The organism is Nannocystis exedens, assembly GCF_002343915.1.
GTDB classification, from domain to species: domain Bacteria; phylum Myxococcota_A; class Polyangia; order Nannocystales; family Nannocystaceae; genus Nannocystis; species Nannocystis exedens.
The window spans coordinates 6,031,698-6,047,088 of sequence record NZ_NETK01000001.1 but is presented as its reverse complement, the minus strand read 5'-3'; the positions used below and the strand labels follow the sequence as shown (position 1 = coordinate 6,047,088).

At 72.4% G+C, this 15,391-nt stretch carries 11 protein-coding genes; 4 read left to right on the top strand and 7 right to left on the bottom strand.

All coding sequences use genetic code 11. From position 1 onward, the window contains the following. The first annotated feature begins 536 nt into the window (after positions 1-536). Both NAEX_RS23800 and NAEX_RS23790 read left to right on the top strand, forming a co-directional pair. The gene (locus tag NAEX_RS23800) at positions 537-1,760 is read left to right on the top strand and encodes a tetratricopeptide repeat protein (RefSeq protein ID WP_170135952.1); all 1,224 of its coding nucleotides are present in this window, start codon (positions 537-539) and stop codon (positions 1,758-1,760) included. 337 nt (positions 1,761-2,097) lie between these two features. Next, positions 2,098-3,066 carry an ATP-grasp domain-containing protein gene (locus NAEX_RS23790; RefSeq protein ID WP_096329767.1) on the top strand — a complete coding sequence of 323 codons (969 nt, stop codon included), beginning with the start codon at positions 2,098-2,100 and terminating at the stop codon, positions 3,064-3,066. 16 nt (positions 3,067-3,082) lie between these two features. Here the strand turns inward: NAEX_RS23790 and NAEX_RS23785 are convergent, their stop codons facing one another. The 5 genes from NAEX_RS23785 to NAEX_RS23765 form a co-directional block, all read right to left on the bottom strand. After that, positions 3,083-3,526, bottom strand: a complete 444-nt coding sequence (locus tag NAEX_RS23785) for a hypothetical protein (RefSeq protein WP_096329766.1) — start codon at positions 3,524-3,526, stop codon at positions 3,083-3,085. A gap of 105 nt (positions 3,527-3,631) precedes the next feature. Next, positions 3,632-4,330: a hypothetical protein gene (locus NAEX_RS23780; RefSeq protein ID WP_096329765.1), complete on the bottom strand. Its 699-nt coding sequence runs from the start codon at positions 4,328-4,330 to the stop codon at positions 3,632-3,634. Between the two features lie 1,267 nt (positions 4,331-5,597). Then, positions 5,598-6,071, bottom strand: a complete 474-nt coding sequence (locus NAEX_RS23775) for a hypothetical protein (protein ID WP_096329764.1) — start codon at positions 6,069-6,071, stop codon at positions 5,598-5,600. Positions 6,072-8,016: 1,945 nt separating this feature from the next. Beyond that, entirely contained in the window at positions 8,017-8,484 is a 468-nt protein-coding gene (locus NAEX_RS23770; protein WP_096329763.1) for a hypothetical protein, read from the bottom strand. A gap of 1,373 nt (positions 8,485-9,857) precedes the next feature. Continuing rightward, positions 9,858-10,430 (bottom strand): hypothetical protein, encoded by a 573-nt coding sequence (locus NAEX_RS23765; RefSeq protein ID WP_143140545.1) that lies wholly within the window; start codon positions 10,428-10,430, stop codon positions 9,858-9,860. Positions 10,431-11,695: 1,265 nt separating this feature from the next. On the opposite strand from NAEX_RS23765, the gene NAEX_RS23760 reads away from it, so the two are divergent. Further along, on the top strand, positions 11,696-11,929 hold the full coding sequence (locus NAEX_RS23760; protein ID WP_096329761.1) for a hypothetical protein: 234 nt from the start codon (positions 11,696-11,698) through the stop codon (positions 11,927-11,929). Between the two features lie 261 nt (positions 11,930-12,190). Continuing rightward, a complete protein-coding gene (dps, locus tag NAEX_RS23755) occupies positions 12,191-12,667 on the top strand; it encodes a DNA starvation/stationary phase protection protein Dps (protein WP_096329760.1) in 477 nt (158 codons plus the stop codon). A 107-nt stretch (positions 12,668-12,774) separates the two neighbouring features. On the opposite strand, the gene NAEX_RS23750 is transcribed toward dps, so the two are convergent. Together NAEX_RS23750 and serA are read right to left on the bottom strand one after the other, a co-directional pair. After that, positions 12,775-13,425: a hypothetical protein gene (locus tag NAEX_RS23750; RefSeq protein ID WP_096329759.1), complete on the bottom strand. Its 651-nt coding sequence runs from the start codon at positions 13,423-13,425 to the stop codon at positions 12,775-12,777. Positions 13,426-14,082: 657 nt separating this feature from the next. After that, the gene (serA, locus tag NAEX_RS23745; protein ID WP_245913786.1) at positions 14,083-15,327 is read right to left on the bottom strand and encodes a phosphoglycerate dehydrogenase; all 1,245 of its coding nucleotides are present in this window, start codon (positions 15,325-15,327) and stop codon (positions 14,083-14,085) included. Positions 15,328-15,391 lie beyond the last annotated feature (64 nt).

The following is a 15,391-nucleotide window of genomic DNA, read 5'->3' as shown; positions in this document are numbered from 1 at the left end:
CGCAGTCCTCGCATTCGGTCACGGGCGGCACCCACTGCCGCACCGAAGTCCCGGCCGCCCTCCACGCGCGAATGGCGACGTCTACGCCGGGCAGTGGGTCCGCCGCACCGAAACCGCGTGCGTCGCCACGCACGTGCGCGGCGAGACCTCGGCCGAGCGGCTCGACCAGCGCCATGCCTGCCTCAACAGCCGGCTCGTCGAGCTGCGCGCGCTGTCCGGGGTGCTCGCGCGCGCTGGCCCGACCACCGTCGAGCAGGCGATCGCCGCCGTCGACGCCCTGCCGCCGCTGGCCCCGTCCGACGACCGCTACCTCGACGCCCGCGTCAAGCCGCCGACCTCGCCCAACCTCGCGCTCAGGGTCGCCGCGGTGCGCGAGCAGCAAGGCGCTGCTCGACGCCGGCGACATCGCCGGCAGCGAGCGCATCACCGGCGCCTCCGCCCGCGCCGCCGAGGCGCTCGACTACCCGCCGCTGTGGGCCGAGGCGCAGCACCGCCGCGGCGTCGTCCGCCGCGAGCAGGCCGACTACCGCGGCGCCATGACCGACCTGACCGAGGCCTATCACCTGGCCAGCGAGCTGGCCCAGGACGACCTGGTCTTTCCGGCAGGTCTCGACCTAGCCGCCGCCGCGCTGACCAGCGAGGGCTTCGCCGACGCCGGCCAGTGGTCGCGCCACGCCGGGGACGCGCTGCGCCGGACCGGCAGCGACCCCGCGCGCGAGGTCCGGCTGATGCAGGTACGCGCCAAGATCCGCACCGCCGAGGGCCACGCCGACCTCGCCGAGCGCCTGCTCGGCGACGCCATCGCCCTCGTCGAGCGCATCGACGACCCCGAGCGCGGCGAGCTCGCCTCCCTCGAGTTCGAGCTCGGTCACTGCCTCTACCGCCTCGGCCGCCACGACGACGCCCTCGCCCACCTCGACCGCGCCCGCGAGCTGCTGGCCGCGCTCGTCGGCGCCAGCCACCCGCGCTACGTTGCCGCGCTCAACGTCCGCGCCGCCGTGCTCGTCAGCCTGACCCGCCACGACGCCGCCCACGCGCTCTACGAGGAGGTGCTGGCGATCTACCAGCGCGCCTACGGCGAGCACCACCCGATGGTCGCGCGCGTCCTCAACGACATCGGCTACGTGCTCCTGGCCCAGCGCCGCGTCGACGCGGCCGCCCAGCGGTTCGCCCGCGCCTTCACGATCCTCGAGCACGTCCACGGCGACGACCACCCGCAGCTGGTGATCGCGCTGACCAACCTCGCCGGCGTCGCCGCCGAGCTCGGCGACCACGAGACCGCGATCGCCCGCTACTTGCGAACCAAGTCGATCGGCGAGCGCCACCTCGGCCCCGACCACCCCGACCCCGCCTCCGTGCTCAGCAACCTCGGCTTGCTCTCCATGCGCCAGGGTCGGCTCGCCGAGGCGGAGCCGCTGCTGCAGCGCGCCCTGGTCAACAACGAGCGCAACCGCGGCGACGACGAGATCTTGCACGCCGAGGACCTGACGCGCCTGGGCGAGCTGCGGGCCCGCCAGGGCCGCCACCACGAGTCGCAGGTGCTGCACCAGCGCGCGCTGACGCTGCTCGGCCGCTCGCTGCCGCCCGACCACCCGTTCCTCGCCCTCCCGCTGCTCGGCAGCGGCGCCGCCCGGCTCGCGCTCGGCGACCCGCCGGTCGCGTCGCCTCGCTCGAGCGCGCGCTGCGACGGATGCTGCTCGACCCGACCGCGCACCCGAGCGACCTCGCCGCGGCCCGCTTCACCCTGGCCCGCGCCCTGACGGCCGCGGAGCAGGAGCCCGACCGCGCCCGCGAGCTGGCCCGCACCGCCCGCGAGCTGTTCGCCGCCGACCCGCTCGAGGCGGCCCCGGGTCGCCGCCGTCGACGCCTGGCTGGCCGCCCAGACCCGCCACCGCCGCGGCGGCCCGTGAGCGCGACACCGACGAATCGAGCACTATGATCATAGCGTTCGATTCATGGCACCGCCGGCCGTCCGCGACCGCGTCATTCGTCGCCGTCGCCCTCGCGCGCTCGCCGCCGCGCGCGAAATCGCCCGCGGCGTCGACAGGCCGCTAGTGACTCGCGCGGCCGCTTCCATTAAACGAGAGCGTGTCGTCCATGCCGCGCTACCTCGTCACCGCCGATCCGGTCGCCAGCTTTCAGCCGCGCTTCGACACCACCCTGCGGCTCATGGCGGAGCTGCTGGCGCGCGGCGTCGAGGTCGACTACTGCGACCTGCTGACGACCGACATGTCCCTCGGGACAGACGCGTGGCTGGCCGCCCTGCCGGTCCGGCAGGTGCTGTGGAGCGACCCCGGGCGGCCGCCGTACGTCGGCGCCGGAGAGGTGCGCCCGGCCGCGGCGACCGACTACGACGTCCTCGTCCACCGCAAGGACCCGCCGGTCGACGGCCGCTACCGCGGCTGGGCCGAGCGGTTCGCCGCGCTCGACGGGCGCCTGCTGCAGATCAACGAGCCGGCCGAGGTCCTGCGGCACTCCGAGCACCTGCTGCCGGCGCGCTTCCCCGACTTCGCGATCCCCACCGCCCACTGCCGCGAATTCGCCGAGCTGCGCGAGACCGTGCGCGCCCAGCCGGTCGAGGCCGTGGTCAAGCCGATCGGCGAGTGCAGCGGGATCGGCATCGCCTTCTTCCGCCCCGACGCGCCCGAACCTGCCCTTTGGGACTGGTGGCAACAATACGGCGAGGCCGTCGTGCAGCCGTATCAGGACGCCGTCACCACCCGCGGCGACCTGCGGATCTTGACGATCGGCCGGCGGGTCCTCGGCAGCGTCACCCGCCTCCCGCGCCCCGGCTCGCGGCTCGCCAACCTCCACCAGGGCGCCTCCTTCCACGCCTTCGACCCGACCCCGCGCCAGCTCGAAGCGGTCGCGGCCGTGACCGCCGAGCTGGTGCCGCGCGGCCTCTACCTGCTCGGCCTCGACTTCATCGGCGACCTGCTGTCGGAGGTCAACTTCACCAGCCCCTCGGCGATGGTCCAGATCGGCGAGGTCATGCACAAGCGGCCCGAGGTCGAGCTCGTCGACGAGATCGAGGCGCTGCGCCGCGGCTTCGTCGCCCGCGCGTGAGGCCGGCCGCGAGGGGTCAGCCGGCCTCGAGCATCGCCTCGAGCGTGGGCACGTGGGCCTCGCTGCGGCGCAGCAGGTCGCTGCGGATCATCGCCTTGACCTGGGGCGTCAGCGCCGGGTCGGCCAGCGCCCGCCGGTAGGCCTCGACCTGGCGCGCCTCGTGGTCGCGGAGCGCGTGGACGGTGGCGACCAGCTCGTCGCCGCCGCGCTCCTCGGCGATCGGCTCGCGGCCCGCGGTCGAGGCCGGCGCGGCCTCGCCGTGGCGCAGGAGCAGCCCGCGGAGCACCTGGACCGCGCGGCTGTGGTCGACGCAGATCTGCCGCAGCCGCGCGCCCGCGGCTCGGCCGTCGAGCCGCGCCAGGGCGCCGCGGTAGGTCTCGACCGCGGACAGCTCGGCCCGGAGCAGACGGGTCAATGTCTCCGGAGGGTCGTCGCGGTCGGGGGTGCTCGCTGTCGCCACGGCGATCGATTAGCGCGTGCGGTCGGAATGTCAAGACCACGCGAAAGAACACGGATTCGCGGGCGCGCCGGCTTCGAGCGACCGGTCGCGTCCGCCGGGCTGCGATCAGCCGTCGACGATCACGCCGAGCGAGGCACAGCGGGCGACGTCGATGAAGACCAGCCCGGCGTCCTCGAGCGGCGCGTCGCCGGGCAGGATCGGCTGCTCACCTTCGCCGGTCGGGGTCCCGCCGGGTTCGGTCGGCATGCCGCCGGGTTCGGCCGTGCCCCCGCCGGGTTCGGTCGGCGGCGTGCCGCCGGGCTCGGTCGGCGGCACGCCGGGCTGGGCCGGCTTCTTGCCCGGCTTTTTGCCCGGCTTCTTGCCCGGCTTGAAGCGAGTCGCGCAGAACAGCGCGCCGTCGTCGACGCACGCGCTGCGACACACGGCCACATCGTCGGCGCCCCAGTCACACGCGGCGAGGCAGACGTCGCCGATCTCCCGATCGCAGCCGCTGTCCTCGGCCAACGCCTTGGCCGTCGCGCAGAAGTCGAGCTCGGCCTCGCGGGACTCGCTGGTGGATTCGTCCCCCGAGCCGCCGCCACCGGGCTGCCCACCGCCGGGCTGCCCACCACCGGGCTGCCCACCCGGCTGCCCACCGGGCTGCGCGCCGGGCTGCTCACCCGGCTGCCCACTGGGCTTCTTGCCGGGCTTCTTGCCCGGCTTGTACGAGGACTCCTCGATCTGCGTGGTCAGCGGTTTCGCGGCAGCGACGACCGGCAATGCGAGCGCGACCGCAGGGAACAACACGAGAAGGTTGCGCAACATGGAGGCTCCTTTCTTGCGAGGCGCGACGACAGGCCAATCCGGCCGCGCGCTTCATGAGCGATCTTGGGTAGCCGGAGGGAGTATGCAATGACGCCACGCGACGATCGTCGTCGGCGTCGGGCGGACGCCGGTCGAGCGCGCCGGCCGGCGTCCGTGTGCGCGGGAGAATACCGGCAGGGCCGCGGCGGCGAGCGGACGGCCTGCGGCCGGCAGCGCCTCCCACGATTCATCCAATTCGCGGCGAGCCGGCGAGCAGGCACGATTTTTGGCACCTTCACGCGAACGACCCGACGTGCCGGCCCCCAACCGAGCCGGAGAGCAGGCGCGGCCTGTCCACCGCCCCCGAGTCGGCGAGCAGGCGATTCGCCGACTCTCAACCGGGCCGGCGAGCAGCATGATTCGACGCATCCTCACCGAACTGAAAAACAGGCGCGATTGTTCGTCTCCACCGCGCCGGCGACCAGCGTGATTCGTCCCTCCCACCGCGCCGACGAGCGGGCACGATCTCCCGCGCCTTCGAACAGCCTGATTTGTCGACTCCCAACCGGCCCGGAGACCAGGCGCGATTCGCCGCCTTCTGACCGGGCCGGCGAACAGGCGCGATTCTCCGACCGCCACCGAGCCGGCGACCATCCGCGCTCCGTCCTCTCCCGCCGGGCCAGCGACCGGCCGCGCCTCGTAGCTCCCGCCGAGCCGGCGGCCAGGCGCGATCGCTCTTCCGTCGCCGTCGGCCGCGCCGGAGTCGCCCGCGCAGGTCGTCGCGTCGCTTCGCGGGATTCGCCGGAGTACGCCGACCCATCGGGGCGACGCTCTTCGCTTGCTCGCCCGCCCCGGCGCGTCATGGCCATGCTCGCGGTCTACGCCGCCTGCGTCGACCCCCCCGTCCGGTCGGCGCAGCGGCTTCGCTCGCCATCCCTTTCAACGCATCTCTTTCTCTTCCCCCTTTTTAACAACAAATGGAAAAGCATTTCGCGAGGCCCGCGCCGAACTCTCGGCGGCGCGAGCCTCGCCCGGCGGGGCGCTGAACGAGCGTCTCCGCCGCCTGCTCCCTGACGCACCCTCCCAGACGGCCAGAGAGGCAGGCGGCGGAGACGACCTTTTCGCGTCGGCAGGCCCATGCACCCGCCTCTGTGGACGCAGAGGCCGGCCTGCCGCGGCCGGTGCGACCGTTCGCGCCCGGCCCCTTCTCCGTGGTGTCGCGTGTGACGACCCGTGCTTGCCCGGCGCGGCGGCCCCGGTCGCGCGGCGTCGTCACGAGCGAGCGCGGTCAGCTCTCGTTGAGGTTGAGCTCGAGGCAGGTCTCGGTGTTGACGAACAGGGCGTCCTCGCCGAAGTCGTCCTCGTCGATGTGGTCGAAGTCGTGGTCGTCGTCGTCGTCGTCGTCCCAGCGGGCCTTCAGCTCGCTGGGGGCGCAGAACATCGCGCCCGCGCCGTCGCACTGGCTGCGGCAGGTCTCGGTGGCCTCGCCGGCGACGTTGTCACAGGTCGCGAGGCAGCTCGGGCCGGCCAGCGTGTCGCAGTCGTAGGCCCGGTCGTGCTCGCCGGTCTGGACGAAGATCTGGGTCTGCGTGCAGACCGCGAGCAGCAGGTCCTCGCCGAAGTCGCCGCAGTCGTCGCCGCCCCAGCACCACTCCGCCGGCTGGGCCGGGATGGAGAGCGGGCGAGCCATCGACGGGGTCGCCGCGATGAACGGCAGCGCGAACGCGAGGGCGGGGCAGAGCATCAGGAGCTTGCGCAACATGGGGGTTCCTTTCGTTCTCTCTCGGAGCGCCGCGGGTCGGCCCCGCGACGGTTGGAATATTCAGTGCCCCCGGAACCGACGCAACGCCGGATTGTGGCGAATCGCATCGAAGAGCCCGGCTCGAACGGCCGTATAGAAGCCCCCGAACCGGCTCAGATCGGCGAATTCGCGGTTTTCCCCGGCTCGCGCGCACATCCGGCGGCGGCGGCGATTACGGCGATTCGCCGCCCTCGCTCGCACGAATTCGGCGCCGCCCGCCGCGCGGGCGATTGCTCATAGCGCGCCCCGCCGCGACGACGAGCCCGCCGCCCGCACGCGTGATTCGCAAGTCCATATCATCATTGACGATGCGTCGCGGCCGCGGCGGCTCGACGGAGGGCTCCGCGCACCGCCGCGTGGGCGAGTCCCAGCCGGTCCGCCGCACTATGTACATACGTCCATCCTGCCTCACAGGTCGCAGCGAATGCGACTTCGAGGGCAGGACGACCGGTCACCGGGCCACCCACGCGACCGCCCCGCCCGCCAGACGTGAACAGATCAACGGACATGTCCCCATGGACATCCTGATGATTCCCCGTTCGCGGCCTCGGCGGCTCCACCGACCGCAGAGTCCGCCGCGCCCCCGCGCGCTCCGTCCCGACGAGCTCCTGCCTCGGCCCTTGCGACACGAGCGGCTCTTCGATCGCGCCCGCGCCGGGCGCCCGCCGCTCGTCCGCTCCGCGTCGACCCCGCCGCGGCGTCGAGCCCGATCGACCGCGCGCGCCCGCGACGCTCCGTCGCTCATGCCGCGCCTCGTCCCCGCGGCTCGCCTCCTTCGATGCATGACCACGTCGCTCGACGGCCGGAGAACGATCGAGTTCGACGTCCGGCCGCCCTCGGCCCGGCTGGCGAGACCAGGGCCAGCTCGTCGCCCGTCGCAGCCCCAGCTCCAGACCCCGGCCCGCGTGGAGGAGCGTACCCCGGCTTCGCGCGCCCTCCCGCCGCCGCGATCCGAACGATGGCTCCTTCGCCGTCCCGCGCCGAGGCCAAGTCCTCCCACCGCCCGTCCAGCGCTCGTCTCTGCGGCCCGTCTCGCTCGCGGAGCTCCGCGCCGGCGAAGCCGCGAGTGTCCTCCGCGGCCGCCGATCCTCCTCGCGTCCCCGCGATCGATCCGCCGACGCCCGCTGCGCCGTCGCATCGGCGATTCACCGCCAGTCCCGTCGCCGCCGGAGCCGGAGAGGCCGCGAGCTTCCGCCGTCGAGATTCATGCCCGGGCGCCCACGCCGACCGCGCCGCTGCCGAGACGCGGAGGCCGGCCGAACCCTTCTTCGCGGAGCCGCCGACGCCGCGAGATTCGACCCTCGACATTCATGCAAGACAACGCCGGCCGCGCCCCCTCGCGACAAGATGCGCGACGACCCGGCCCCGCCATGCTTTCGCGCCGACGCCCGCTGCGCCGACCGATTGGCAGCAGCCGATGCTCGCGGCAGTAGCGGTCGCTGCAGCCCTGGGCGCGGCGATCTTCGCTTGCACGGCCGGCGCACCACCGTCATAGCAGGGAGGTGTCGGATGCACGCCTTCCCGCGTCGACCCGCGACCTCTCCGGCCCACACGCCGGCGAGCTCGCGTCCGACACCTCGCGTGCAGGTTCGTCGAACCTGGCATGCAAACCGGCCTGCGTCGAACTCTCGGCGACGCAGGCCTCGCCCGGCGGGGCGTCCAAGAGCGTCTCCGCCGCCTGCTCCCTGACGCACCCTCCCAGACGGCCAGGAGAGGCAGGCGGCGGAGACGACCCTTCTGATTACGGCGGCTCCGTGTCCAGGCCTCCGCGCCACGCGGAGGTCGGCCGCCGCGGCCGGGGCGTCTCACCCCGCGCCCCTTCTTCGCCGCCAGGCGCCGCGATCGGCTGCGTTCCCCCGGCCGGCGCGACCGCGCCGGACGCAGGGCCGATCGGGCCCCCGCGCGCTCACTGATCTTCCAGATTGAGCTCGAGGCAGGTCTCGGTGTTGATGAACACGAGATTGTCCTGCTCGTCGTGGTGATCGTCGTCGTCGTCGTCGTCGTCGTTGAATCCGCCCCAGCGCGCCTTCAGGTCGCTGGGCGCGCAGAACAGGGCGCCGGCGCCGTCGCACTGGCTGCGGCACGCGGCCCCGGCGTCGCCGGTCTCGCCGGCGCAGCTGGCGAGACAGGTCGGACCCGTCAACGTGTCGCACTCGTAGGCGCGGTCGTGCTCGCCGGTCTGGACGAAGATCTGGGTCTGCACGCACACCGCGAGCAGCAGGTCTTCACCGAAATCGCCGCAGTCGTCGTCGCCCCAGCACCACTCCGCCGGCTGGGCCGGGATCGAGAGGGGCCGCGCCATCGACGGGCCGGCCGCGAGGAGCGGCAACGCGAAGGCGAGCGCGGGGCAGAGCATCAAGATCTTGCGAAGCATGTGAATTCCTCTCTTCTGTCTCGGTGGCGCCGCGAGCTGATCCCGCGGCGTTCGCTTGGGAATATTCAGTGAGCCCGCGCGGAGGCAATGCGGAGCTGTGGCGAATCGCATCGGCCGACGCGGCCGCCGTCGCCGCGAAACCGCCGACGGACCGCCGCCGCTCGCCGAGCCCCGCAGAATCGCCGAACTCGCCCTCCCGCCGGCGCCCGCGGCGGTCCGGCGGCCCCGCCCGCAACCCTTTACGCCGCCCGCCGCGCTGGCCGTGATTCGCCGAGCGCCCCGCCCTCCGACGATTCGGGCGCCCGCTGCAAGTGCATATCATCATTGACGATCCACCCCGGCCGCGGCGACGCCTCCGGAGCCGTCCGCGCACCGAAGCCCGCCGAACCTCGAATTCATTCGACATACTGATTCCCATGAGGCTACACATCGCATTCACTGCGACATGCATTGCACGATCTACCTGGAACGCGGCGGCCGCTCGGCCCCATGACGCGTTCGGCCCGCCCGCCAGCGCGCCGCGACCGCGATCGATTCAACATGTCCGAAGGGACACATTGATCGCAGATCGACCGACGAGAGCTCGCCGCGGCGACCGGCCCGCACGCCGGGCGCCGCCTCCGCGTCCCGCAAGCATGGCTCAAGAGACATCTCGTGCCCATGCACGGGGCGCGGCCTCGCGACCCCGGGGAACGGATCGTCCGCCGGCGCGCCCGGACCGCCCGCCGCGTCTTCTTTTTTTCGTTCTTTTTAAAAGAAGAGAATGCCTTCAAGGCAATGGCGAAAAGACAGCCCACCACAGGGCCACGATCGGACGCATTCTTGAAAAGAGCGCGTCGCCGATGACGCCCCCCGCGAACACGGCCCGCGAAGCCCCGTGGCTCGCTTGGAGAGCGGCTGAAGTGCTCCCCGACCGCTGCCGGCTCGCGCGCCTGTACAAACGACGAATCGCCGCGGCGCGGCGGCCTACGCGGCGAGCATCGACCCGCAGCTCGCCGCGCGGGCGTCCGCCCCGCGCGGACACCCCGTCGAGGCGCCGCCCTGCGGCCGTGATTTTCTATAGAAAGATAAAGACGAAAACCAACCGTTCAGCGGCCCGCGGGGGTGGCACGAATCGTCGGCCACCGGCGAGCCTCTTCGGCGGCCGCCTCCGCGTCCGCGGCCCTGACGCACCCCCTCCCAGGACGGCCAGGACCGACGGACGACGGAGACGACGACCGCGGATTGCGACGACCCGTGCGCACCCTCCCGATTCGACGCGGAGGCGGGTCCGTCGGGCGAAAGATCGCCGGTCCCCCTGCTTCGTGGACAGCTCCGGCGCTCACGGCCCGACGCGGCGACGTCGGGGGGGGCGAGGGCGCCGCTCAGGCCCTTCACACCTCGTTCAAATCGAGCTGGAGGCAGGTCGAGGTGTCGATGTAGACGATTTGCTCGTCGATGTCGATGGGGTCGATGTGATCGATCGGGTCGAAGCCCCACCCGGGCCCGAACCCGGGCCCGAAGCCCCACCCGGGCCCGAAGTCGTCGTCGTGCCAGGGGCCGAAGCCCCAGCCGCCCCAGCGGGCCGTGAGCTCGCTGGGCGCGCAGAACAGCGCGCCGCCGTCCTCACACTGGCTGCGGCAGGTCGCCGCGCGGCTCTCGACCTCGTCGGCGCATCGCGCCAGGCAGGCCGGACCCGTCAGCGTGTCGCAGTCGTAGGAGCGATCCTCGCTGCCGGTGCCGACGAAGATTTGGGTCTGCACGCAGGCGTTCAGCAGCACGTCGGCGCCGTCGATGCCCTGCTCCCAATAGCCCTGGTCCGGGCGATCGCCGGGGCCGACCGGCGCCCACTGGCCGGGGCCGTGCACCTGCTCCGGCTCGGCGGTCAGCGGACGCGCCATCGTCGGGCTGGCCACCAGGGACGCGACGGCGAGGACGGGACAAACCATCAGGATATTACGCAACATTGGGGAGTTCCTTTCTTCTCTGCTCTCGGGCGCGGCGTGGGATGATTCCCCCGGTCGCGCTGTGTGGGAATATTCGGCTCACCCAGAACGTGGGCAATGCCGAGTTGTGGCGAATCGCATAGTCTACCGCCGCCGAATCCGTCGTAAACGCGGGCGTGCGCCGGCGCATGCCCGTAAATTCGAGGTTTCGCCCGGATCGGGCACCGGCAGCGGCGGCGGCGGCGTCTGCGGCGATTTGGCGGCGTTCATGGGTGAATGTCGCCGTCGCCCGCCGCGCGCCCACATTGCACATACAGGCACGACCGGGTCGGGCAATATCGGGGCCGCCGACCGAGCCGCCCAAGCTCTTCTCATCATTGATCGTGCGGCGCGGTCGCGGCGGCCCGCGGCCGGGCTCCGCGCACCCACGAGTGGACGACGGCCGCGGGCGAGCTCCCGACTATATACATATGCTATTTCACCGCACAAGTCGCGGATATCACGACACTGATGATTGACGCGTCGCTCGTCGGCCGCGCCGGCGCGCCGATCGGTCGGCCCGCCGCGCCGGCGCGCAATCACATGTGTCCCAAAGGACATCGGATGAATCCGGCGCCGAAGGTCCGCGGACCTCGCTCCGCCCCGCCCGGCGCGCCCCGCAGCGACCGGCAGACGGGCGAGGAGCGATGGCGTGGGGCCCGAGCCGCGAGCTTCACGACGGCGCCCGGCGCCGGACTCATTCCAGCTCGGGGATCCCGCAGCAGGCGTTCGCCTCGCCTGTCTGCCTGTCCGGCGCGCATGCCCCTGCACGAGGTTCGCGCGGACCGGCTGGCCGATCGCGCCGCTCCTTCTGGAGATTCGCATGTGCGAAAGCGTGTCGCACCGGGCGGACCGCCCGCGCCGCCGCCCCCGCCCGCGGGCGGCGGCCGGCACGACCGCTCCTGGTGCCGGTGATCGCCGAGCGCCTCGGGCTCGCCGCGGCTGCTGCTCGCCCGCGGCTGGCGGGTCGCCAGCCCAATGTCGTGGCTGCTCTGCCGCGCCTGGGTGCCTCCGACGTCGACGTGCTCGCCGGCCTGAACGAGCTCGGGCTCGTCGCCATGCGGCCTCCTCGGCTATCTCTTGCGACATGTCCTCGCGGCCATGTCGATCGTCGGCGGCGGCCTCGCGCTCGGCGGCTCCGTCCGCGACCTGCCGGCGGCCCGCGCGGTCGAGGACGAGGTCGGGCAGGCGTCGGCCCGCCGGCTCGGCGAGCTCGAGCGCCGCACCGTGCTGGTGTCGCGTTCACGATGGCGGTCTACCCGCGCGGCGCGAGCGGCAAAACCTTCGTGCTCATGCTGTTCGGCGCGCCGTGCCTGGCCGCCGCCCTCGCGTTCGGCGCCCGCGACGTCGCCGGCGACATCGTCCGCGGGCGCGACCGGCTGGTCGAGCCCGGCGCGCCCGCGGGCCCGCTGCCGCGGACCCGAAGCGGCCCGCTCGGCGCTCGAAGCAGCGACCTGTTGCGACGGCCGCCGAGCACGTGACATGACCCTTGGAGCATGTCCTAACAGCCAGCGCGGCCGGCGCGGCGGGCTCGACGTCGGGCCGCGCCGCCGTTCGCCTCGCTCGGGGTCTCTCCATTCGCGGCTCAGGGTTCTGACCGATTCACCGACCCTCGACCGTCTCACTCGTCTGGGCTCGCCATGAGGAAGAACCCATGGTGAGAATTGGGGGCCTTCGCCCACTGGCGCGCGTCCGCGACCGCGCCCATAGTTCCGCCCGCTCACCACCAGGAATTCGACACGATGTACGCCAGCCCGAGCCACCTGCCCCAAGAAGCACGTCAGAAGATCGCCGCCGCCCTCCAGGGGGTGCTCGCCGATGGCCTCGACCTGCACAGCCAGATCAAGGTCGCCCACTGGAACATCAAGGGCATGCACTTCGCCGCGCTGCACCCGCTGTTCGAGACGTTCGCGGTCAGCCTCGCCAGCCACAACGACACCGTCGCCGAGCGCGCGGTCACCCTGGGCGCGCAGATCCACGGCACCGCCCGCCACGTCGCCAAGACCTCGCGCCTGCCCGAGTACCCGCAGGACACCACCCGCGACCTCGAGCACGTGCGCCTGCTCGCCGAGCGCATCGAGACCTACCTGACCGGCCTGCAGGAGGGCCGCAAGGTCGCCGAGCAGCAGGGCGATGTCGACACCGTCGACATGTTCACAACGATCATCACGGAGTTCGAGAAGCACGGCTGGTTCCTCCGCGCCCACCTCGACAAGTGAACCTCTCGGGTCGGCCGCCCGAGTCCATTGCATCGTCGCTCGATGGAAACAGCTTCGGCTCGGCGACGGCGTCGCCGAGCCGATTGCTCGCGGTCTGCCCGCTGACGCTACTCGGTGCCGCCGATCTCGATGTTGTACTTCACGGTCATCGGCGGGCCGTTGTAGGTCGGGAACTGGTGGTTGGCGATCGCCTTGCGCACGCACGGGACGATGCCGAACACCTGCAGATCGGGCCCGGCGGTCACCGACACGGCGTCGGCCCGACCTGTCTTTCCGACCAGGCTGATGATGAGATCGATCCGTCCGCCCTTGAGGCTGCCGCCGTTGTAGCACGCGGCCACCGCCAGGCATTCGTTGATCGCGTACTCGACCTCGCGCATGTTGGCGTTGAGCACCGGCTCGTTGAGCTGCTCGTCGCCGGCGCTCCAGTCCAGGGTGCGCGTGCGGTTCGGGTCGTACTGCGGGATCGACTTGTCGTCGACCGGGACGAACTTCTTCGGCAGCTGGTTGCGGTCGAGCGTACATTCGCCCCACGACGTGATCGGCGGGCGCATCGGCACCTCCTCCTGCACCACCGCCTGCGACGTACAGATGTCCTGCGAGTAATCGACGACGCACGTATTGCCGTCGCAGCGGGTGCCGCGGCCGCACATTCCGCCGCATTCGCCCCCGGGGGCGTTCGAATCGCTGTTCTTTTTGCAAGCGGCGGGGGCCATCGAAAGGCCGACGAGGCCGGCCAAGATCAGGGTCGTGCGCATCGCCGGTGAGCGTATCACCTCGGCCCTCGCCCGCGAGCCGCCGGCTTCACCGACTATTTTCGCGCTGTCGGCCGGTCTGCTCGTTGGGACAGGTCCACCGCCGACCTCACGGACAGGCGACCGCGCCGTCGTCGCGGCGTTCGGCAGAAATTCGAGCGGCGCGCCGGGCCTGCGGGCTCGGTGAGCACGACGAGGCCGCCCGGATCCCGCGAGCGCTGCGACGCCTCGCCTTCACCCACACGCGGGCTGCCCCGGTGTCGAAGCTTGCCGTGCTCGCCCCCTGCCTGCCGGCGGCTTCCCCACCCTCGAACTGACCCGTGCGGACCTCGGCCCGGCCGTCGCCTCCCGACGAACGCTGCCGCCCTGGAACCTCGCCCCGAGCGCTCGCACCTCCGCCTCCTCGCACCGGCGCGAACGGGCAGGCTCAGCTCGACCTCGGCCCGGCAGACCTGCGCCGAACCGAGTTCTCTCCGACCAGCGCGACGACTCGGCCCGCTCCCGGCGAGCGCAGGCCTTCACCCTCCGCCGAGGCGACGGGTCACCTCTCCCGACTTCCAGGCGAGCAGCTCACGTCGCGCGACACCTGGGTCGCGCGCGGCGTCGGTTGTCTTACACCGCCCCCCAGGCGGCTCGCCCCGCGCTCGCGCGGCGACCCGCTCAGGCCGCGCTCTGTCGCGCCACGCGGGTGCGCAGGCTGACCGGCAAGGCCGCGATCGCCTGCACCAATTCGTGCAGCTGCGGGTCACCGTGGGCCAGCGGGACGTCGACGAGCAGCAGGCCGATCGAGGCGACCGTCGCCAGGCTCTGGCCGGTGATGTTGACCTGCGAGTCGCCGAGCACGCGGTTGATCTTGGAGAGCACGCCGGGGACGTTGCGGTGGATGTTGACGATCCGGCTGCCCGAGCGCACCGGGCCGGCGTCGAGCAGCGGCAGGGTGACGCCGCCGAGAGTGGCGCCGGTGTCGAGGTAGTGCGACAGCGCCACCGCGACCTCGCGGCCGATGCTGGCCTGCGCCTCCTCGGTCGAGCCGCCGATGTGGGGCGTCAAGATCACGCTGTCGAGGCCGCGCAGCGGGCTCTCGAACACGTCGCCCGCGCGCGCCGGCTCACTCGGGAACACGTCGATCGCCGCCCCGCCGAGGTGACCGGCCACCAGCGCGTCGCGCAGCGCGTCGATGTCGACCACGCCGCCGCGCGAGGCGTTGATCAGGGCCGCGCCGCGGCGCATCGCCGCGATCTCGTCGCTGCCGATCATCCCGCGGGTGTGCTCGGTGTCCGGCACGTGCAGGCTGACGAAGTCGCTGAGCGACAGCAGCTCCATCAAACTGACGCACGGCTGGGCGTTGCCGAGCGGCAACTTCGAGAGGATGTCGTAGTAGCGGACCTTCATGCCCAGCGCCTCGGCGAGCACGCTGAGCTGGCTGCCGATGTGGCCGTAGCCGACGATCCCGAGCGTCTTGCCGCGGACCTCGTGGCTGCCCTCGGCGCTCTTGTGCCACAGCCCGCGGTGGCAGGCGGCGCTGCGGGCGAAGGTCTGGCGCGCCAGCATGATCACCTCGCCGAGCACCAGCTCGGCGACCGAGCGGGTGTTGCTGAACGGGGCGTTGAACACCGCGACGCCGCCGGCCTGCGCGGCGGGCAGATCGATCTGGTCGGTGCCGATACAAAAAGCGCCGACCGCCTCGAGCCGCGGCACCGCCGCGAACACCGCCGCCGGCACCCGTGTCTTGCTGCGGATCCCCAGGATCAGCGGGCCGTCCTGCGGCAGCGCCCGCAACGCCTCGATCAGCTGCGCCTCCCCCAGCGCCCCGGGCAGCGCGTGGACGACGACGCCGCGCCGGGCGAACTCGTCGTGCGCTGTGGTGTGGATGTTCTCGAGCAGCAGGGCGTGCGGGCTGTTCACGGCGCGCACGATGCCCCAGGCCCGCCTGGGCCGCAACTCGCTCCTGCGGGGCCCTGGCAGGCCG

What these genes read in the sequence shown, in the direction of transcription:
- NAEX_RS23800 (WP_170135952.1), top strand. Translation starts at nt 537, where the DNA reads ATGACCGACCTGACCGAGGCCTATCACCTGGCCAGCGAGCTGGCCCAG.
- NAEX_RS23790 (WP_096329767.1), top strand. Translation starts at nt 2,098, where the DNA reads ATGCCGCGCTACCTCGTCACCGCCGATCCGGTCGCCAGCTTTCAGCCG.
- NAEX_RS23780 (WP_096329765.1), bottom strand. Translation starts at nt 4,330, where the DNA reads ATGTTGCGCAACCTTCTCGTGTTGTTCCCTGCGGTCGCGCTCGCATTG.
- NAEX_RS23775 (WP_096329764.1), bottom strand. Translation starts at nt 6,071, where the DNA reads ATGTTGCGCAAGCTCCTGATGCTCTGCCCCGCCCTCGCGTTCGCGCTG.
- NAEX_RS23770 (WP_096329763.1), bottom strand. Translation starts at nt 8,484, where the DNA reads ATGCTTCGCAAGATCTTGATGCTCTGCCCCGCGCTCGCCTTCGCGTTG.
- NAEX_RS23765 (WP_143140545.1), bottom strand. Translation starts at nt 10,430, where the DNA reads ATGTTGCGTAATATCCTGATGGTTTGTCCCGTCCTCGCCGTCGCGTCC.
- NAEX_RS23760 (WP_096329761.1), top strand. Translation starts at nt 11,696, where the DNA reads ATGGCGGTCTACCCGCGCGGCGCGAGCGGCAAAACCTTCGTGCTCATG.
- dps (WP_096329760.1), top strand. Translation starts at nt 12,191, where the DNA reads ATGTACGCCAGCCCGAGCCACCTGCCCCAAGAAGCACGTCAGAAGATC.
- NAEX_RS23750 (WP_096329759.1), bottom strand. Translation starts at nt 13,425, where the DNA reads ATGCGCACGACCCTGATCTTGGCCGGCCTCGTCGGCCTTTCGATGGCC.